The following is a 19392-nucleotide window of genomic DNA, read 5'->3' on the forward strand; positions in this document are numbered from 1 at the left end:
CACCTCACCGAGCCCCGCCCACCGAGCCCCGCCCACCGGGGCTGAGCTCTCCGGATTTGGGCTGAGCCCCGAGGATCGGGCCGGCCGGGTCGAGTCCGGTGGAGCGGCTTGGTGGGTTGGGGCCGGCGAATCGGCTGGTGGCTGAGCCCCGTGAGCCTGGGCTGAGCCTCGCGGGCCTGGGCTGAGCCCTCCGGATTTGGGCTGAGCCCCGAGGATCGGGCCGGCCGGGCTGAGTCCGGTGGAGCGGCTTGGTGGGTTGAGGTCGGCGAATCGGCTGGTGGCTGAGCCCCGTGAGCCTGGGCTGAGCTCCCCGGATTTGGGCTGAGCCCCGAGACCGGGTCGGCCGGGCTGAGTCTGGTGGGTCGGCTCGGTGGTCGAGTTCTGCGGGCCGGGGGCCGGGGAGGCAACCGGTCTTCACAGGGGTTCACGATCGTCACATCGGTCACATCGGCTTCGCAATGCGAACGCCCCGGCATCAACTTGGTGTCGGGGCGCGCGTACCTGTGGACGGTCGCGGCGGGCTGTCGGCGGCTGCCGATAGGCTGAAAGCATGACGCGAGCCGAGCAGCCAACGGCCCCCACGACAGACCCCGACGACGCGCTGGTAGCGGATTCCCGCGAGCGCGCCGTCCGCTCGCTGTTGCGCCGACCCGAGTTGAGGCGGTTGTGGAGCGCCCAGCTGGTGAGCGGTGTGGGCGACAGCCTGGCACTGCTCGTGCTGGTGGTGCTCACGCTCCAGGCGGCCATCGCCGAGGGTTCGTTCGGCGGCGGCTACCGGGGCGTGGCGTTCGCGGTGGCGATCGTCTTCGGGGTGCGCGTTCTCGCCACCCTCCTCTTCGGCGCGGTCCTGCTGGGCCCGCTCACCACCCTGACCGCCACCGACGGCCCTCTCGACCGCCGCTGGACCATGGTCGGCGCCGACGGACTCCGTGCCGTCCTGCTGATCATCGCGCCCCTGTGGATCGACTGGACACCGCGGAACGCCCCGGCGCTGCTCCTGGTGACCGCCTTCGTCACCGGAATCGCCGAGCGCTTCTGGACCGTCTGCCGGGAGAGCGCGGCCCCCGCGCTGCTGCCCGCCCCGCCCCTGGAGGGCGCGACGGTACGGCCGCTGCCCGACCACCTGGACGCCCTGCGCCGGCTGTCGCTGCGCACCACCTTCCTGGCGGTCCCGATCGCGGCCGCCACGCTCGTCGCCGCCTCCCTGGTCAACAACCTGCTGGGCACCGGCGTCGCCTGGTTCGCCCAGCACCAGGCGGCCCTCGGCTCGTACGTGGCGGCGGGCCTGTTCGCCGGGTCCCTGTCGGTGCTGGTGTACCTGGAGGTCCCCGGCACCCGCACCCCGCGCGCGCGGTCGCCGCTTGAGGGGCTGCGCCGCCCCAAGACCGGCACCGGGACCGACACGGGCCGTACCGGCGTCATCCCGCTGCTGGTGCTGGCCTGCGCGGCCGTCGCCGGCGCGATCTCCGCGGCTGTCGCCGTCTCCGTGCTGCACGCCAAGGACCTCGGCGGCGGCCCGGTCCTGTACGGCCTGCTGGTGCTCGCCCTGACCGGCGGCGTCGCCGTCGGCATCCGCACGGCGCCCCAGCTGCTGCCGACGCTCTCGCGCCGCCGGCTGCTGTCCCTGGCCATCGCCTTCACCGGTATCGCACTGCTGGCCGCCGGCCTGATCCCGGACGTCACCACCGTGCTGCTGGTCGTCGCGCTGGCCGGGATCGGCGCGGGCGTCGCCGCCAACACCGGGCACACCCTGCTCGACCAGGAGACCGAGGACTTCCGCCGGGCGCGCACGACCGAGCACCTGCACGCGGTGGTCCGGGTCGCCATAGCGCTCGGCGCGCTGATCGCGCCCCTGGTGGCCGCGCTGATCGGGCCGCACCGGCTGGAGAACGGCAAGTTCGTGTTCGCGCACGGCGGTGCCGCGTTCACCCTGATGCTGGTCGGCGCGCTGCTGCTGCCGGTGGCCGCGCTGGTCCTGGCCAAGGTCGACGACCGCGCGGGTGTTCCGCTCCGCCTCGACCTGCGGGACGCGCTGCTGGGCGGCGACGACCCGGCCGAGGCGCCCACCGCGAACGGTTTCTTCATCGCCCTGGAGGGCGGTGACGGCGCCGGCAAGTCCACCCAGGCCGAAGCCCTCGCCGAGTGGATCCGCGCCAAGGGCCACGAGGTCGTCCTCACTCGCGAGCCGGGTGCCACCCCGGTCGGCAAGCGACTGCGCTCGATCCTCCTCGACGTGTCGTCGGCCGGTCTGTCGCACCGCGCGGAGGCGCTGCTGTACGCCGCCGACCGCGCGGAGCACGTCGACACCGTGGTGCGGCCCGCCCTGGAGCGCGGCGCGATCGTCATCTCCGACCGGTACATCGACTCGTCCGTCGCCTACCAGGGCGCGGGCCGCGATCTGTCCCCGACCGAGGTGGCCCGCATCAACCGCTGGGCGACCGACGGGCTCGTACCGCACCTCACCGTCCTGCTGGACGTGCCGCCGGAGACCGCCCGCGAGCGGTTCACCGAGGCGCCCGACCGGCTGGAGTCGGAGCCCGCCGAGTTCCACGCGCGCGTGCGGGCCGGTTTCCTCACGCTGGCCGCCTCCGACCCCGGCCGCTACCTGGTGGTGGACGCCGGCCAGGAGGCCGAGGCCGTCACCACCGTCGTCCGGGCCCGCCTGGACACCGTGCTGCCGATGTCGGAGGCCGAGATCAAGGCCGCCGAGGAGGCTCGCAAGAAGGCCGAGGAGGAGGCCCGGCGCAAGGCCGAGGAGGAGGCCGCCCGCAAGGCCGAGGAGGAGCGCCTGGAGCGCGAGCGCCAGGAGCAGCTCGCCAAGCTGCGTGCCGAGGAGGAGGAGCGCAAGCGCCGCGAGCTGGAGGAGGCGCAGCGCCGGGAGGCCGAACGGCAGGCGGAGGAGGCCCGGCTGCGGGCCGAGGAGGCGCGTAAGCGGGCCGAGGAGGAACAGGCCCGGCTGCTCGCCGAGGAGAAGGCCCGCGCGGAGGCCGAGGCCCGCCGCAAGGCCGAGGAGGAGCGGCGCCGCAAGCAGGCCGAGGAGGAGACCCGGCTGCGCGCCGAGGCCGAGGAGCGGCGCCTGGAGAAGCAGCGGAAGGCCGAGCAGGCCCTGGTCGCGGCCGAGCGGGCGCGGCGCGCCGCGGCGGAGGCGGCGGCAGCGGCGGACGTGGCCGCCCACCAGTCGGCGGCCCCGCAGCCCAAGGCCCCCGGTGTCACGCCGGAGGCGATGACCGTGCCGACGCCCGTGGTGCGGCCGGAAGGCCGGGACGACGAGACGAAGGTGCTGCGTCCGGTAAGGGACGAGCCGGCGCCCGCGGCCCGGGAGTCCGAGTCCGAGGTGACGGCGAAGCTGCCGCAGCCGCAGGTGCCCGACGAGGAGCCCCGGGGAGCCGCGGACGAGACCGCGGTGCTGCCTCCGGTGACCCCGGGCGCCGCGGACGAGACCGCGGTGCTGCCTCCGGTGACCCCGGGCGCCGCGGACGAGACGGCCGTGCTGCCGCCCGTGGGCGCGGCCGACGAGACGGCCGTGCTGCCTCCGGTGCGCGACGGCGCCCCGCGGCGCGGGGACGACCCGGCGGACCGGATGCCGCGCGGCTTCTTCCGGGACGAGCGGACGGGCGCCGACCCCGACGGTTCCGAGGACCGCACGCGTGAGATGCCGCAGCTCGACGCCGACCACGGTGCCGGTGCCGAGGCTCCGGCGCGGCGGCAGCGTCCCCGGCCCGACTGGGCGGAGGAGACCCCGCTGGACGACCTGCCGTCGCTGGCGGACGAACTGCTGGGGTCCTACGAGGAGCAGGGCACCGACTCCGACGACGACCGGGGCCGCAGAGGCCGCGGGCGGCGCGGCTGAGGAACCGCCGCGCCGGGCGGTACGCGTGCGCGGGGGCGGTGCCTACGGGTGCCGCCCCCGTTGTCAGTGGGCGCCCGCACAATGGAAGCGGGACCGGGACAGGGAAGCCGGACCGGGACGCGTGCATCGACGGCGTGTGCACCGGTCGTGCGTGTACCGGTGACGTGCGTCCCGGTCCTGCGTGTACCGGTGACGTGTGTCCCGGTCCTGCGTGTACCGGTGACGTGTGTCCCGGTGTCATTTGTATTGGTTGTGTTCGTTGTATCGGCTGCATCGGGTTGTATCGGTGACGTTTGTGAGGAAAGGGCGGCGTGACCCATGACCGTATGGGACGACCTCGTCGGGCAGGAGCGGGTGAGCGAGGTGCTCACCGCCGCCGCCCGGGACGCCGACGCCCTCGTCACCGCAGTGGCGGCCGACCGGCCGCCGCCCGAGTCGTCGAAGATGACCCACGCCTGGCTGTTCACGGGCCCGCCCGGCGCCGGCCGTGACCAGACGGCGCGGGCCTTCGCGGCCGCCCTCCAGTGCGTCAGTTCGGACCGCGCCCTCGGCGGCACCCCCGGCTGCGGGTTCTGCGACGGCTGCCACACCGCGCTGGTCGGCACCCACGCGGACGTCACGACCGTCGCCGCCGTCGGCGCCGAGATCCTGGTCAAGGACATGCGGGACACGGTCCGCAAGTCGTACACGTCCCCGGCGAACGGCCGCTGGCAGATCATCCTGGTCGAGGACGCCGAGCGACTGAACGAGAAGTCGGCGAACGCCGTCCTCAAGGCCGTGGAGGAGCCCGCCCCCCGGACGGTCTGGCTGCTGTGCGCCCCCTCGCTGGAGGACGTGCTGCCCACGATCCGCTCCCGCTGCCGTCACCTGAACCTGCGCACGCCCTCCGTGGAGGCGGTCGCCGACATGCTCGTCCGGCGCGAGGGAATCGAACCCGAGGCCGCCGCGAACGCCGCCCGCGCCACCCAGGGCCACGTCGACCGGGCCCGCCGGCTGGCCACCGACCCGGCGGCCCGCGAGCGCCGCGCGGCCGTACTGCGGCTGCCGCTGCGGCTGGACGAGGTCGGCGCCTGCCTGAAGGCCGCCCAGGAGCTGGTGGACGCGGCGGGGGAGGACGCCAAGCAGCTCGCCGAGGAGATGGACGGCAAGGAGACCGAGGAGCTGAAAGCGGCGCTCGGCGCGGCCCAGGGAGGCAGGCTGCCGCGCGGTACGGCGGGCGTGATGAAGGACCTGGAGGACATGCAGAAACGCCGCCGCACCAGGACCCAGCGCGACAGCCTCGACGTCGCCCTCACCGACCTCACCGGCTTCTACCGCGACGTCCTCGCCCTCCAGCTGGGCTCCAGGGTCGCGATCGCCAACGCGGACGCCGAGGACGCCCTGGAGAGGCTGGCCCGGGCCGGCTCGCCCGAGTCGACGCTGCGCCGGATCGACGCGATCGCCGCCTGCCGGGACGCCCTGGACCGCAACGTGGCGCCGCTGCTGGCGGTGGAGGCGATGACGATGGCGCTGAGATCGGGCTGACCGCCCCGGGGACCCGGTGCGTTCGTATGCGGTTGACCGGGGTCACCCGTACGAGCCACGCTCGCGACGCACGGCACGGAGATCATTCCTCGGCGTTACGCTCGATTGATGCACATCAGGCGAATCCCCCGCCAGACCCCGAATCGCCCACGGCCCCACCGCACCCGGACCACGGCGGCCGCCCTGCTCTCGGCCGCCGCCCTGCTCGCCTCCGGATGCTCCGCCTCGGGGAGCGCGACCACGTCGACCGCGGCGACCGCGGCGACGGCGGCCGGTACCGCCCAGTTGGCCGCGCTGCCCCAGGCGACGCCGTCCGCGCTGGCGTCGTACTACGACCAGAAGCTCAGCTGGCGCGACTGCGGTGTCCCCGGCTTCCAGTGCGCCACGATGAGGGCCCCGCTGGACTACGCCAGGCCCGGCGCGGGTGACGTCCGGCTGGCGGTGGCCCGGAAGAAGGCCACCGGCAAGGCGAAGCCGCTCGGTTCGCTGCTGGTCAACCCCGGCGGGCCGGGCGGTTCGGCGGTGGACTACCTCCAGCAGTACGCCGGCATCGGCTACCCCGCCGAGGTGCGGGCGCGCTACGACATGGTCGCGGTGGACCCGCGCGGAGTCGCCCGCAGCGAGCCCGTCGAATGCCTGAACGGCCGGCAGATGGACGCGTTCACCGAGACCGACATGACCCCCGACGACCAGCGGGAGACCAACCAGCTGGTCGACGCGTACAAGAAGTTCGCGGAGGCCTGCGGAACGCATTCAGCGCAGCTGCTGCGGCACGTCTCCACCGTCGACTCGGCGCGGGACATGGACATCCTGCGGGGGGTGCTGGGCGACCCGAAGCTGAACTACGTGGGGGCGTCGTACGGCACGTTCCTCGGCGCGACCTACGCGGGGCTGTTCCCGGAGCGGGTGGGGCGGATGGTGCTGGACGGCGCGATGGACCCGTCGCTGTCCGCACGCCGGCTGAACCTGGAGCAGACGGCCGGGTTCGAGACGGCGTTCCAGTCCTTCGCGAAGGACTGCGCCAAGCGCACCGACTGTCCGCTCGGCGCCAAGGGCAGCACGCCGGACCAGATCGCCGACAACATGAGGACGTTCTTCCAGAAGCTCGACGCGCATCCCGTCCCGACCGGCGACCCGGACGGCCGCAAGCTCACCGAGTCCCTGGCCACGACCGGTGTCATCGCGGCGATGTACGACCAGGCGGAGTGGGAGCAGCTGCGTGACGCGCTGCACGCGGCGATGAAGGAGAACGACGGCGCGGGCCTGCTCGCCCTCTCCGACAGCTACTACGAGCGGGACTCCGACGGCCGCTACTCGAACCTGATGTCCGCCAACGCGGCGGTGAACTGCCTGGACCTGCCCGCCGCCTTCACCGACCCCGCGCAGGTCGAGAAGGCCCTGCCCGAGTTCGAGAAGGCGTCCCCGGTGTTCGGCCCGAACCTGGCGTGGGCCTCGCTGAACTGCGCGTACTGGCCGGTGCGGGCGACGGGGCAGCCGCACCGCATCGAGGCGAAGGGCGCCGCCCCGATCGTCGTGGTCGGCACCACCCGTGACCCGGCGACCCCCTACCGCTGGGCGCAGTCCCTGGCCGGCCAGCTCAGCTCGGCCCGCCTCCTCACCTACGTCGGCGACGGGCACACCGCCTACGGCCGGGGCAGCTCCTGCATCGACTCGGCGATCGACACCTATCTCCTCAAAGGCACTCCGCCGGCGGAGGGAAAACGCTGCTCATAGCCCCTGCGGCAGGCCCCGGAGCCCCCGCTCCGGGGTGTGTTCGGAGCACCCCCGGAAACTGTGTAGACTTACCGACGTCGCTGATCGCACCATAGTGCGGGCGACGCGCCGCTTTAGCTCAGATGGCCAGAGCAACGCACTCGTAATGCGTAGGTCTCGGGTTCGAATCCCGAAAGCGGCTCTGATCGAAACCCCGGGTCACTTTTCTGACCTGGGGTTTCTGCTGTTTGTGGGGTTGGAGGTGTGAGGCGGGGGTTCTGGGGTAATCGGGGCGGGCTGGTGGGGGAGCGGTGCTTCACCTGGGGAGGTCGGGTGCCGCCCCCCTGCCGGAAAACCGGAAAAGGGCCGGGCGCCGCCCCCCTGCCGGACGGGCCAGGGCGCGCGGGTCACGGGCGCGGGGCGTTCACGACACGCGCCGGGCCTGCGGGAGTAGAGGTTCAGCGCGCCGAGGTCCTCCTCGTCGGTGGACGGCCGCGTCGCAGCCGTCCACCAGTTCGGTCGCCGACGCGGTGATCCGCTCCAGCGTGGCCTCCATGGTCTCCTGCGCCAGCAGGTCACGTGCCATGGTCGCCATCTGGTGCGCGAAACGGCTCCAGTCCACCCCGTTCACCTCGTCCTTCGCCCCGGCCGAGGCAACCTCGTCTCCGCGTCCCTGCCCACGTGCAAACCGGGAAGTCGCCGCTCAGCGGGGCTGTGCGTCGGTGGCGACGCGGCTCGTACCGGGCTCCGGGGGCCGGGCTTCCGGCTCCTCGGACGTGTGCCGCCAGGGCGTGAGGGCGGGCCTCGACGAGGTCGGGCCCGCGGCGGCCACCGCCTCCCGCAGGGCCGGCCCCGTCCGGTCCGGCAGCCGCCCGGAGTCGGCCCACCGCAGGACGTCCGCCGCCACCTCCCGCAGCTTGACGTTGAGGTTCTGCGAGACGTGCTGGAGCACGTCCCAGCTCTCCTGGCCGCCCAGGCCGTGCACCGCCCGGAGCACCCCGATGGCCTGGTCGACGACGGCGTGCGAGACCAGCGCATGGCGGAGCTGGTCGACTTCCCGCTGGAGTGCCGCGATCTTGTCGAGCAGGTTCTGCTGGTCCGTCATGTACGGCCGCTCCGCCTCTCCCATGCCCACGAGCGGTGGTCCGCGCGATCCGGAACCCAGATGTTCCGATCCACCCTCCGTCGTCGCGAGCGGCGCCCACCAGCCGCACAGCGAACGGCTTGACGAGCGGTTGTCCGAAAAACGAAAGGCCGCAGGACTGGCCGGAACACGGGTGCCCGGTGGGGCACGCGTCGTACTCTGCGAGGGTTGGACGAACCGTGGCCAGAGGTGGGGACCGCGTGCAGACGCTCACTTTCGACAGCGACGACCTGGGGCGTACCGAGGAGTTCCTCAGCCGCGCCTACGCCAGGATGCGCATCGGCAACGGCAGCAGCGGGACCAGCCGGGCCCGGATCGAACGCAGTGCCATCGATTCGGTCAGCGTCGACGAACTCGACCTGGACTTCGACATGAGCTACTCGGTCACGCCGCTGGGCCGGATCTGTCTGTGCGTCGTTCACGAGGGCACCATCGAGGACCACGCGTTCCAGGGGGTGCGGGACTCCTTCGGCCCCGGTGACGTGGTGTCCTTCGCGCCTCCCGAGCTGCCGTACGCGGGACGGATCTGTAGTGCCCGCTACAACATCACCATGCTGGACCCCGCGCTGCTGACGCAGGTCGCCGCGGACGCGTCCGGGGCCGGGACGGTCCGGCTGACCGGGCACCGGCCGCATTCGCCGGCGGCGGCGGACCAGCTGCGGCAGACGATCATCTACCTGCGCGACCATGTGCTGGCTGTGCCCGCCGTCGCCGACCAGCCGCTGGTCGCCGCCACGGCCGCCCAGCACCTCGCCGCGAGCGTCCTGGCCGCCTTCCCGAACACCGCGCTGACCGAGCCGACCGCCGCCGACCGCAGGGACGCCCACCCGGCCGCGCTGCGCCGGGCCCTCGCCCACATCGACGACCACGCCGACCAGCCCGTCACCGTCGCCGAGATCGCCGCCGCGGCCCATGTGACCGTCCGGGCGCTTCAGTACGCCTTCCGCCGGCACCTCGACACCACGCCGCTCGCCCACCTGCGCAGGGTGCGGCTCTCCCACGTCCACCAGGCGCTGCTCGACGCCGACCCCGGCCAGGGCGCCACGGTCACGGAGATCGCGGCCCGCTGGGGCTTCCACCATCCCGGTCGCTTCGCCGCCCTCTACCGCGGCTGCTACGGCCACTCACCGCACCGCACCCTCCACGGCTCCTGACCCACCGCGCGCGCCGACGGGCGCCCACGGCGTCCGGTGCCGTCCGCTCCCCGGCCCGCGGGGCGTGGTTTCCCGGGCTCGCGGGGCGTGGTTTCCCGGGAAGGGTGGGTCGTTCTGTCCGGGGAACCCGATATGCGGTACGGAACGGAACTGACGCGTGGACGGGTGCCCCGCCCGAGCGGGCGGGTGATTCCTGGGAGGCGGCGTGAGCCGACGCGCGGCGCAGCACAGCGGCGCCACCGACTCGCTGGACGCGGCCCTCCTGCAAGTGGTCCAGGAGAGCGCGGCCTCCAGAGGGCTGCTCTACGTCCTGCCGCCCGGCGCGGACGCGCTCTGGCTGACCACGCTCACGGGTGCGCCGCGTGAGATGGCGGTGCCGTGGACCAGGGTCGGCCTGACCGACCGGGTGGCGGTGGCGGACGCGGTGCGCGACCGGCGGCTGGTGTGGGTCGGGGACATGGAGGAGATGGCGCGCCGCTACCCGCGTACGGCCCTCGTCCTGCCGTACGACTTCGCGCTGGCCGCCGCGCCCCTGCTCGCGCGGGACGCACCCGTCGGCGGCCTGGTGCTGCTGTGGCCGGGGGCCCACCCGCCGCGGCTCGGCGCCGGCGAACGCACCGCCGTCGAGGCGGGCTGCCGTCGCCTCGGCGAACTGCTCGCGCGGGCGCCCGAGCAGCGCGTCCGGCCCGTCTCCCAGCCGCGCATCCTGCCGCACCCCTCGCGGACCCGGACGCCGCCCGCCGACGCCGGCGAACTGGCCGCGTTCATCGACCGGCTGCCCGGTGGGGCCTGCGCCCTGGACGGTACCGGCCGGTTCACGTTCGTCACACCCGAGGCGGCCCGGATCCTCGGGGCGGACCCGGCCGACCTGCTCGGGGCCCCGCCCTGGGAGGCGCTGCCGTGGATGGACGTACCCGAGGTGGAGGACCGCTACCGCCGCGCCGTGATGAGCGAACGGCCCACCTCCTTCACGGCGGTCCGGCCACCGGGCACCCTGCTCGTCTTCGAGCTCTACCCCGACCCGTGCGGGATCAGCGTCCGGATCATCCGGGCCGGTCTCGGCGCCGACCCGCTGCCCGAGCCGCCCCACCCGGCGGCCGACCCGGCCGACGCCACCGCCGGGCCCGGCCGGGCGAGCCTCCTGTACCACCTGATGCACCTGGCCGGGACCCTCACCGAGGCCGTCGGCGCGCAGGACGTCGTGAACCAGGCCGCCGACCAGCTGATGCCCGCGCTCGGCGCCACGGCGATGGCCCTCATGGCGCAGCGCGACGGCCGCCTGCTGATCCTGGGCCACCGCGGCTACGAGGCGGACCTGATGGACTACTTCGACGACCTGCCGCTCACCGAGGACACGCCCGCCGTGCGGGTGCTGGAGACGGGCGCCGCGCAGTTCTTCACCAGCTTCGAGGAGCTCCGGGAGACCTACCCGCACGCCGTCCACCTGGACGGCAAGTCGTCCTGGGCGTTCCTGCCCCTCGTCGCCTCCGGCCGCGCCATCGGTTCCCTGGTCCTCGCCTACGACCGGCCCCAGCACTTCCCGCCCGCCGAACGGGCCGCGCTCACCGCGCTCGTGGGGCTGGTGGGGCAGGCCCTCGAACGCGGTCGTCTCTACGACACCCAGTACGCCGTGGCCCACCGGCTCCAGGGCGCCCTGCTGCCCCAGCGCCTGCCGTCCGTCCCGGGGCTGAGCGCGGCGGCCCGCTACCGACCGGCCGGCCACGGACTCGAGGTGGGCGGCGACTTCTACGACCTGATCCGGCTGGACGACGACCGGGCCGCCGCCGTGATCGGCGACGTCCAGGGGCACGACATCGACGCGGCGGCACTGATGGGTCAGGTCAGGACCGCCGTGCACGGTCACGCGGCCACCGGCGCCGCTCCCGGCGAGGTACTGGGCACCACCAACCGGCTGCTCGGCGGCCTCGACCCCGACCGGTTCGCCAGCTGCCTGTACGCCCACCTGGACCTCGCCCGCCGGCAGATCTGCCTGGCCAGCGCCGGCCACCCGCCCGCCGTGCTCCGGCACCCGGACGGCCGTACCGACGTCCTCCGTGTCCCCGCGGGCCTCCTGCTGGGCATCGAGCGGCAGGCCGACTACCCGGCCGTCCAGCACCGGCTGCCGGCCGGGTCGGTCCTCGTCCTCTACACGGACGGGCTCGTCGAGCGCCCCGGCCTCGATCCGGACGACGCGGTCGCCGCCCTCGCCCGGCTCGTCGCCCGTACGGACCCCACGGACCTCGACCGGATGGCCGACCGGCTCCTCGACCACGCGGGCGAACCGGCCGACGACGTGGCACTGCTCCTCATCCGCCTGGAACCGCCGGATGCCCCGGACGCCGGCGGCGCCGACTGAGCGGCGGCGCGCGCCCGGACCGCCGGACCGCCGCGCGCGGTTCGCGGGAGCCGGTGGACGCCGGCCGGGCGGGGTGGGAGGAGACGCCGGCCGGCCGGGGTGGGAGGAGACGCCGGTCGGTCGGGGTGGGCGGAGACGCCGGTCAGTCGGGGTGGGCGGAGGGTTCGGCGGCGTCCGGGCGGGCCCGTTCCAATGCCGTGAGGACGTGTCCTGAGGCGGCTCGGAGTGCTGCCTGTTCGGTGTCGAGAGCACCGGGGGAGGCGAGGTTCCCGAGGAGTTCCCGGTGGGCCCGGCGGGCGCGGTCGAGGCCGTCCGACGGGTCGGGCCCGGCACGGGACGTTCGGGGGTCGTCTGGGCCGCTCACCGCGAGGGCGGCGCCCCGCAGGAAGGCCAGCAGCGGGTCCAGGGCGTCCGGCGGCAGGGCGTCGGGGCGGGTCTCGATGTCCATGAGGGCGCGCATCAGGGCGAGCAGCCGGTCGGTGAGGTCGTACCAGGCGGTGTCCGGGACGGCGGGCCGCGGCGGCGCCGTCCGCTCCGGATCCGTGTGGTGCCGCAGCCGCCGGAGGGGGTTGAGCCGGAGGCTCTCGTCGGACCAGCGGCGGGCCGTCCGGAGGTCGGTGAGGACGTCGCCGAGCCAGCGGGCCCGGTCGTCCCAGTCGTCCGGTGCGTCCGCCGCCTCGCGCGTCCCCAGGCGGTCCGCGGCGTCGGTGAGGAGCCGGGCGCTCTCGGCGGACAGCTGGCGGCGCAGCCGCCGGACCCGGCGGTCGTGGACCGGGGGCAGCACCAGAGCGTTGACGCACAGGCCGACGGCCGCCCCGAGGGCGGTCTCCAGCAGCCGGTGCGCGATGTCCATGGGCCCGTAGGAGCCGTAGGCGATGACGAACAGGGCGGCGGTGGGGGCGTAGAGACCCTGGGCGCCGAAGCGCGCGTACGTGCCCAGGAGGACGGTGGCGGGGAGGGCGAGCGCGAGCGCGGCCAGGGTGTCGCCGGTCACGACACCCGCGAGGGCGGCCAGCAGCGTGCCCAGCACCACCACCGTGAACTGCTGAAGGGCGGCGACCAGGGAGCGGTACACGGTGTCCTGGACGAGGAATAGAGCGGTCCACGGCGCGAGGAGGGCGAACGGGGCGTGCCACCACCAGCCGGCCAGCGCCCAGGCGAGGACCGCGGCGGCCGCCGCCTTCAGCGACTGCACGGCGGTCTCCCGCTCCGGTCCCCGCTCGGTGACCGACCTGCGGACCGAGCGGCCGACCGTGCGCAGCTCGCCGAGGGCGAAGCCGACGAAACTCATGAACCCCTTCCTCACCGGTTGGCCGGGACGGTGCCGTGGACGAGCCGACCTGGCCCGTCGGAGGGCCGGGCGGATTCCTCGCGGGCGGGTGGACCCCGCCGGGGGCGGACGGACCGTCGTGGGTGGGTGGACTCACCGCACCCCGCCGACGGCGGCGACGGGCGGCCGCGTCACTCCGCCAGCACCCGGACGGTCTTCAGCCGGGGGTCGGCCGCGTCGGGGAGGTTCATGCCTGCCGCGACTCCGGTGGTCAGGTAGCGCAGGACCGGCTCGGTGAGACGCTCGCCGGGGAGCACGGCGGGAATGCCGGGCGGGTACGGCGTGATCATCTCGCCGGCCACCCGCCCCGCCGCGTGGTGCGCGGGCACGTCCTCGTGCGGCTCGAAGTAGGCGTCGCGGGGCAGGCGGGCCTGGGTCATCCGCAGCTCGGCCGGGGCGGGCACGTCGACGCGCGGCGCGCTCCGCAACGCGTCGGCGTGGTCGGCGAGGTCGCGCAGGGCGGTGAGCAGCCGGTCGGCGGTCTGCTCGTCGTCGGCGTGGGTGAGCTGGGCGCTGATCCGCCGGTGGTCGAAGAGGTGCATGTCGAGCCGGTGGTGCTCGCGCAGCCAGTCGGCGGCCCGGTAGCCCGTGGTACCCAGGGACTCGATGTCCATGACGACCGGCAGGGGATCGAAGGCGGCGGCGCGGCCGGGTCCGCAGAAGTCGTCGGCGTCGTTCACGTGGAAGCCGTCGATCTTCTCGATGTCGGCGCGGGTGCGGTCCGCGAGCCGTAGCGCGTCGTCGATGAGGCGGTGGCCGTGCTGGACCATCTGCCGGCGCCAGCCGTCGATCCCCGCGTACAGCAGGACATTGGGGCTGGTGGTGCCCAACAGGTCGGCGCGGGAGGCGAGTTCGGCGGGGTCGAGCAGATCGCCCTGGAGGTGGAACACCGAGCCCTGTTCCAGGCCGCTGCCCATCTTGTGGATGCTGGTCACGCAGACGTCGGCGCCCGCGTCCATCGCCCAGGAGGGCAGTGCGTCGTGGAAGGGCAGATGGGCGCCCCACGCCTCGTCGACGATCAGGGGTTTGCCCCGGCGGTGGCAGACCTCCGCGATGCCGCGCAGGTCGGCGGCGGTGCCGTACGGGGTGGGGCTGGTGACGAGGGCGCCGTCCGCCTCGGGGTGCTCGGTGAACGCCTTCTCGTAGGCGGCGGCCGACGGGGGGTGCGCGAGACGGCGTTCCGGGTCCCACTCGGGTTCGACCCAGACCGGTTCGACACCGGACAGGATGAGTCCGGCGATCACGGACTTGTGGGCGTCCCGGCCGACGATCAGGCCCCGGCCGTGACAGGTCACCGTGAGCATGGCCGCCTTGACGGACAGCGAACTGCCGCAGGTGGAGAAGAACGTGTGGTCCGCCCGCACGGCGTCGGCCATCAGCTCCTCGGCCCGCTCCAGCACCTCGCCCCGGGACAGCCGGTCGTCGAGCCCTCCGCTGGCCAGTACGTCACCCAGGTACACGGCGTCGCCGAGAACCGCCCGCGCACGTGGGTCCGCGCCACGGGCCTGTTTGTGCCCCGGCGGGGAGAATCCCAGCTCGTCGGCGTCGTGGTAGCGGGCGAGGGCGTCCAGGACCGGTGCTTCGTCGTGGTTGTGACCCATGGTTGCGGAGTTCCCAGGACGCCGGTCGCCATGCCGGTCGCCGTCCTGGGACGGCGCGGGATACTGGGGGTATGAGGCACTCGGCCGGGAGTGACGACGACGGCTCCGTCCGGGGCGGCCCGGCAGGTTCGGGGCCGCCCGAGGTGGTGCAGTACGAGTTCCGCGGCGTCCCGGTCTTCGTGGCGCACGGCGACTACGACCCGGCCTCGATCACACCGCTCGCGGACGCCCTGCTGTCGGCTGCCGAGAAGTTCCCCAGGGTGGTGGTGGACGCCGCCGGCGTCGGCTTCGCGGATTCGACGTTCCTGAACCTGCTGATCAGCGTCCACCTGGCGACCGACCTGCGGGTGGTCGCGCCGCCCGCGCAGCTGCGGCGCCTGCTGGAACTCACCGGCTCCGACAAGGTCCTCAAGGTGCGGGCGGATCTGACGGACGCCACGTCGTGACCGGGCGCGACCGGGGGAGCGGTCGCCCGGGAATGCGGACCGGCCCCGACGGCGAGAAGCTGAGTCCATGGTGCAGCGTTCCGCGTCCGTGGCCGCGCCCGGTGGGTCAGGGGGCCGCCGGGTCTGTCTCGACGGCCGGTTCCTGGGCACGGCGTACTCGCTGCGCGAGTTGACGCTGCTCCTGCGGGACGCCGGGCTCGTGCGCGGCGACGAACTGGACGTGGCGGAGTCGGGCCTCATCGAGTGGTACGGCGGCGGTCCCGAGGTCTGGCCGCGCCAGGGCGGCGGGCCGGACTGCTGGGCGGTCCCCGGTGACACTCTGGTGAGGGGCTCGTTCCCACGGACGTCACGGACGTCACGGACGTCACGGACGGCTCTCGGCGGGAAGTGACGCGGGGCTCCGGTCAGGTGATGGGACCGTGGTGGGCGCGCCAGTGGTTCACCTCGAAGGTGACCTGGCGGGTGCGGGGGCGGCCGTCGCCGGTGTCGAGACCCGTGGTGAGGGAGATGGTGAAGGCCTCGGGGTCGGTGGCCGAGCCACGGGCGTGCAGGAGGGCGGCCAGCCGGGCGCGCAGTTCGGCGCGGACCCGGGTGGCCATGGCGGTGGTGTTCCCCAGGTCCGGACGGGGCCCGGGGGCGTTGTCGTAGGCGGTCAGCTGCACGGTGGGCAGGGGGAGACCGTGGGCCTGGTTCCAGAGGCCGGTGCGGGCCAGGTGTTCGGCCAGGAAGTCCAGTTTGGAGCCCGCGGAGTCCGCCATGCCGCCCGACTCGTCGAACGGGATGAAGCGGTGCTCGGGCGCGGACTGGGCGTGCCCGTGCAGGACGACCAGGGTCAGGGGGTTCGCCTCGGCCGAGACGTGGTCGGACAGCAGCTCCGCGTGGGACTCGTGCATGGTCTCGCCGGGCCGCTTGCCGTACGAACGGAAGTACCACTGGGCCTTGCCGTCGATCATCGGGGCGGTGCCCTGCATCGCCGCGGCGGCCTGCCGCAGGGCGCGCTCCTGTTCCGCCTCGGGTGCCCGCCGGTCGCGGGCCTCCCTGGCCGTGACCAGCAGGTCGGCCACCCGGGCCCAGGACCTGAGGGTCTTCTGGCGCTCGGCGGGCGCGCCCACCCGTTCCGCGTACCTCGTACGCTCGTGCAGCGACGCGGCCAGTTCGCGCAGGTCGGCGGCGGAGCCGCGGAGGTTCGCGGCGACCCCCCGGTTCATCTCCGCGCGGGTCCTGCCGACCCGGGCGTGGTTCTCCAGGGTGAGCTGGGACCGGCCGTCCTCGCTGGCCAGCACGACCGACGCGAAGTGGTAGCCGAAGTGCGAGCCGTTGCTCGCGCCCGGCTTGGCGTAGTTGAACTCCAGGGTCGGCCTGCCGGACGCGTCCGCCGCGTTGATCGACTGGACCAGGTAGCCCTCGCCCACCTCGGCCCAGGCCCCCTCGTTGAACCCGGTCTCCCGGGCGGCCCGGGACAGCGCGTGCCGGCGCGGATCGTCCGCCCGCTCGTAGCTCAGCGCGCTGCCGTACTCCCGGCCGGGCGTCGGCGAACCGCCCTGGCCGCCGACGGCCCGGGTGTCCCGGGCGAGCTGGGCGGCGGCCCACGCCGGACCGGTGGCCGCCGGGTCGGTCCCGCCGTCGGCGACCCGGGCGAGGGACTCGGCGAGCTGGTGGGTGCCGGTGACCTCCGCCGTGTCCAGGGCGCTGATCCGGCCGGTCGCCACCCGCCGCTGCGCCCGGAACACCACGTCCGAGGCCCTGACCTCGCCGGACACCATCTGCGCGAAGTCCCGGCAGGCCTCCTCCTCGGAGCGGCCCGAACGGGTCAGGAACCGCGGGGTGACCCGCAGGAGCGGTGGCCCGGCCTGCCCGTCGGGCCGGGGCAGGGTGAGGGAGACGGCGGGATCGGCGTCCAGCCGTACCTTGCTGCCGGCGGCCGCCAGTTTCGCGTTGGCCTCGGCCACGGCCCGCTCGGTGGCGTACGCGTGCTGGCTCAGGCCCTCGGCGTCGATGGCCAGGGTGCGGTCCCGTGACATGCGGACCGGCGGGTGGTCCCCCGCCCGCACCACGCCCAGCTCCTGGGTGGGCAGGAGCAGCGCGGGCGCGTCCGGGCCGGACCGGGCGGAGTGCACGGCCGTGATCCGGGTCGCGGGCAGCCGGTGGAAGAGCACCGCGTCGGCGTCGGCGGCCCGGACCGTGTACGCGTCGGTGACCAGGGGCTCTGGCCGCAGGTGGGCGAACTCGTCGCGGCCCGCCGCCGTGGTCGCGGCCCAGTGCGGGTCGGGACCGGACAGCTGGATCCGCTCGACCGTCGTTCCGTGCGTCCGGACGGACGACAGCTCCAGGGCGCCGTCCGACGGCGTCCACACCCGGTTCCCGGTGGCCCGGAACACCGCCTCCGGGAGCCCGGCGGGGGCGTCCGCGAAACCGCGCACGGCCAGGACGATGTCGGCGTCCCGCGGCCTGACCGGGTCGTCCGCCAGCAGCGCGGCGAAGTCCTCGGGGTCGGTCAGCCGGACCTTGCGGTTCGGGGTCTCCAGGGTGATGTGGCCCCGCGCGGCCCGCGCCAGGACGACATAGGCGTCGTCGGCCCAGGGCATCTCGTGCTGCTCCCGGCCCCCGTCCGCACGGTGCACGTGGTACCGGCCGTGGTCGAAACGGGGCCGGCCGGGGCCGCGCCAGTTGCGTCCGCCGCCGTCCATCGCGGTGTCCTCGTGCCGTACGTCGCGGACCAGCTCCGCGACCTGGGCGGCGGAACGGCCGGCGAACGGCGCGGCGGCGGGCGGCCTGGCCGGGGGCGCCGGGTGCGAGTGCGAGGCCGCGGACGGGGACTGGTCCGGTGCCGGGTGCGAGGCCGCGGACGGGGCCTGGTCCGCTGTCGGGTGCGAGGCCGCGGACGGGACCTGGTCCGCTGTCGGGCGCGGGTCCGTCGCGAGGAGGGACTCGTGGGCGGCGGCCCGGGTCAGCCCCGGCGCGGGCACGGCCGGCTCCCCGTCCCCGGTGTACGGGAGGTCGCGCAGGACCGGGCCCGAGTCGGTGACCTCGGCGATGGCCCGCAGATACGTGTCGGGTACGTCGATGGTGTCGATGTCCGCCATGAGACCGGCCCGGTCGGTCTGCCGTGCCAGGCGGCGGAAGAGCGTCGTGGGGTCCTGGTAGCGGTCCGGCAGCCCCGCGTAGTGCAGCAGTTCGTGCAGGGCCCGCGCGTCGTCCCGGACGTCCTCGTGGCCGTCCGCGTGGCCGTCCAGCGGGAAGGAGAACTGGTCCCAGGCGCGGCCGGGTCGCTCGCCGCGGCTGATCTCGACGGCCTCCGGGTGGTCCGGGCGGTGCGTCAGCTCCACGTCGACGTGCAGCTGGTCGCCCGAACCGGGCAGCCGACGGCCGTTGTTGACGTGCGTGTCGAGCAGCGACTGGAGCCGGTCGCGGTACGGGCCGAGGTCGGCGTGGCCGAAGCCGTCGCCGAAGCGGACGGGCAGGTGCAGGGAGAGGTTGCGTACCCAGCGTCCGTCGTCCGCCTGGATCCGGGTGACCGCCGCGCGGACCACGACGTCCCGGCCGGCGAGCAGTCCGGGTGCGGGACGGCCGGACGCCGGGTCGCGGGCGGGGTCGTACCGCTCGGTGCGGAGCACGGCCCAGGCCGCCCGGTCGCGCCGGGGGCGCCACTGGTCGGGACGCACGGGCGGCGGGGGGCCGGGGCGGGTGACGGTGACGACCGCCCGGCCGGGGGATTCCGGGCCGTTCGGTGCGGGGTCCGGGCCGTGGGACTCGGTCGTGATCGTGAACGCGTCGGAGGTGAGGGGGGAGCCGAGGTCGCGCAGCTGGGCGTCCAGCCGCCGGACGAGGAACTCGCGGACCTGTTCGGCGTGTTCGGCGCCGAGCTGGAGGGAGCGGCCGAAGTGGGGCCGGCCGGACACGGACACGGTGGCGTGGCCGCTGATCCGGACGGTGGGCAGGACGGGGTCGTGTGCGGTGCGCCGCGCGAGGCCGGCGGCGAGGGTGTCCAGGCGCGCGGTCCGGGCGGGGGCGTCCTCGGCGCCGAACGTGACCTCGTGGGTGACCGTGGCCTCGTGGGTGACCGTGGCCTCGGCTCCGCCTTCGGGCATGGTGTGCCCACCCGCGCCGTCCGTGACGCTTTCGTGGTCCGGTACGAGTGGCCCCAGCGGGGCGGACTCACCGTCGGCGGCCGCGGCCGCGGTCGTGGCCGTGGCCGTGGCCGTGGCCGTGGTCGCGGTCGTGGTCGTGGTCGTGGGTGTGGGACGGGGGGCCCGGGGGGCCAGTTCGGTGGGGGA

Annotated in this window: 12 protein-coding genes and 1 tRNA gene; 8 read left to right on the forward strand and 5 right to left on the reverse strand. The window is 74.6% G+C overall.

The window, feature by feature from the left end; translation table 11 throughout:
• Nucleotides 1-550 precede the first annotated feature (550 nt).
• The 4 genes from tmk to AAW13_RS24420 all read left to right on the forward strand — a co-directional run bounded on the left by tmk (nucleotide 551) and on the right by AAW13_RS24420 (nucleotide 7289).
• The gene (gene tmk / locus AAW13_RS24405) at nucleotides 551-3850 is read left to right on the forward strand and encodes a dTMP kinase (protein WP_046733333.1); all 3300 of its coding nucleotides are present in this window, start codon (nucleotides 551-553) and stop codon (nucleotides 3848-3850) included.
• Nucleotides 3851-4168: 318 nt separating this feature from the next.
• Complete coding sequence (locus AAW13_RS24410) at nucleotides 4169-5374, forward strand: DNA polymerase III subunit delta' (protein WP_046733334.1); 1206 nt, start codon at nucleotides 4169-4171, stop codon at nucleotides 5372-5374.
• Nucleotides 5375-5482: 108 nt separating this feature from the next.
• Nucleotides 5483-7108: an alpha/beta hydrolase gene (locus AAW13_RS24415; RefSeq protein ID WP_046733335.1), complete on the forward strand. Its 1626-nt coding sequence runs from the start codon at nucleotides 5483-5485 to the stop codon at nucleotides 7106-7108.
• Nucleotides 7109-7215: 107 nt separating this feature from the next.
• A tRNA-Thr gene (locus AAW13_RS24420) sits at nucleotides 7216-7289 on the forward strand.
• A 222-nt stretch (nucleotides 7290-7511) separates the two neighbouring features.
• Here AAW13_RS24420 and AAW13_RS47820 read toward each other — a convergent pair.
• Nucleotides 7512-7709 (reverse strand): hypothetical protein, encoded by a 198-nt coding sequence (locus AAW13_RS47820; RefSeq protein ID WP_420855489.1) that lies wholly within the window; start codon nucleotides 7707-7709, stop codon nucleotides 7512-7514.
• An 81-nt stretch (nucleotides 7710-7790) separates the two neighbouring features.
• The gene (locus AAW13_RS24430; RefSeq protein WP_063777106.1) at nucleotides 7791-8192 is read right to left on the reverse strand and encodes an ANTAR domain-containing protein; all 402 of its coding nucleotides are present in this window, start codon (nucleotides 8190-8192) and stop codon (nucleotides 7791-7793) included.
• Nucleotides 8193-8431: 239 nt separating this feature from the next.
• On the opposite strand from AAW13_RS24430, the gene AAW13_RS24435 reads away from it, so the two are divergent.
• Complete coding sequence (locus tag AAW13_RS24435) at nucleotides 8432-9385, forward strand: helix-turn-helix transcriptional regulator (protein WP_046733337.1); 954 nt, start codon at nucleotides 8432-8434, stop codon at nucleotides 9383-9385.
• Between the two features lie 205 nt (nucleotides 9386-9590).
• Nucleotides 9591-11741: a SpoIIE family protein phosphatase gene (locus AAW13_RS24440; RefSeq protein WP_240528717.1), complete on the forward strand. Its 2151-nt coding sequence runs from the start codon at nucleotides 9591-9593 to the stop codon at nucleotides 11739-11741.
• A gap of 142 nt (nucleotides 11742-11883) precedes the next feature.
• On the opposite strand, the gene AAW13_RS24445 is transcribed toward AAW13_RS24440, so the two are convergent.
• Entirely contained in the window at nucleotides 11884-13032 is a 1149-nt protein-coding gene (locus AAW13_RS24445) for an FUSC family protein (RefSeq protein WP_046733338.1), read from the reverse strand.
• A 170-nt stretch (nucleotides 13033-13202) separates the two neighbouring features.
• Nucleotides 13203-14672 (reverse strand): aminotransferase class I/II-fold pyridoxal phosphate-dependent enzyme, encoded by a 1470-nt coding sequence (locus AAW13_RS24450; protein ID WP_046733339.1) that lies wholly within the window; start codon nucleotides 14670-14672, stop codon nucleotides 13203-13205.
• A gap of 71 nt (nucleotides 14673-14743) precedes the next feature.
• Here AAW13_RS24450 and AAW13_RS24455 point away from each other — a divergent pair, with 71 nt between their 5' ends.
• On the forward strand, nucleotides 14744-15118 hold the full coding sequence (locus AAW13_RS24455; protein ID WP_046733340.1) for an STAS domain-containing protein: 375 nt from the start codon (nucleotides 14744-14746) through the stop codon (nucleotides 15116-15118).
• A gap of 67 nt (nucleotides 15119-15185) precedes the next feature.
• On the forward strand, nucleotides 15186-15509 hold the full coding sequence (locus AAW13_RS47655) for a hypothetical protein (protein ID WP_063777107.1): 324 nt from the start codon (nucleotides 15186-15188) through the stop codon (nucleotides 15507-15509).
• Nucleotides 15510-15522: 13 nt separating this feature from the next.
• Here the strand turns inward: AAW13_RS47655 and AAW13_RS24465 are convergent, their stop codons facing one another.
• Nucleotides 15523-19206 carry a hypothetical protein gene (locus tag AAW13_RS24465; protein WP_143145039.1) on the reverse strand — a complete coding sequence of 1228 codons (3684 nt, stop codon included), beginning with the start codon at nucleotides 19204-19206 and terminating at the stop codon, nucleotides 15523-15525.
• Between the last annotated feature and the right edge of the window lie 186 nt (nucleotides 19207-19392).

Origin of the sequence: Streptomyces humi (genome assembly GCF_001005085.2) — a bacterium.
Lineage (GTDB): Bacteria > Actinomycetota > Actinomycetes > Streptomycetales > Streptomycetaceae > Streptomyces > Streptomyces humi.

Bases quoted from the DNA above. Each gene is read 5' to 3' on its own strand.
- tmk (WP_046733333.1), top strand. From the start codon at position 551: ATGACGCGAGCCGAGCAGCCAACGGCCCCCACGACAGACCCCGACGAC.
- AAW13_RS24410 (WP_046733334.1), top strand. From the start codon at position 4,169: ATGACCGTATGGGACGACCTCGTCGGGCAGGAGCGGGTGAGCGAGGTG.
- AAW13_RS24415 (WP_046733335.1), top strand. From the start codon at position 5,483: ATGCACATCAGGCGAATCCCCCGCCAGACCCCGAATCGCCCACGGCCC.
- AAW13_RS24430 (WP_063777106.1), bottom strand. From the start codon at position 8,192: ATGACGGACCAGCAGAACCTGCTCGACAAGATCGCGGCACTCCAGCGG.
- AAW13_RS24445 (WP_046733338.1), bottom strand. From the start codon at position 13,032: ATGAGTTTCGTCGGCTTCGCCCTCGGCGAGCTGCGCACGGTCGGCCGC.
- AAW13_RS24450 (WP_046733339.1), bottom strand. From the start codon at position 14,672: ATGGGTCACAACCACGACGAAGCACCGGTCCTGGACGCCCTCGCCCGC.
- AAW13_RS24455 (WP_046733340.1), top strand. From the start codon at position 14,744: ATGAGGCACTCGGCCGGGAGTGACGACGACGGCTCCGTCCGGGGCGGC.
- AAW13_RS47655 (WP_063777107.1), top strand. From the start codon at position 15,186: ATGGTGCAGCGTTCCGCGTCCGTGGCCGCGCCCGGTGGGTCAGGGGGC.
- AAW13_RS24465 (WP_143145039.1), bottom strand. From the start codon at position 19,206: ATGCCCGAAGGCGGAGCCGAGGCCACGGTCACCCACGAGGCCACGGTC.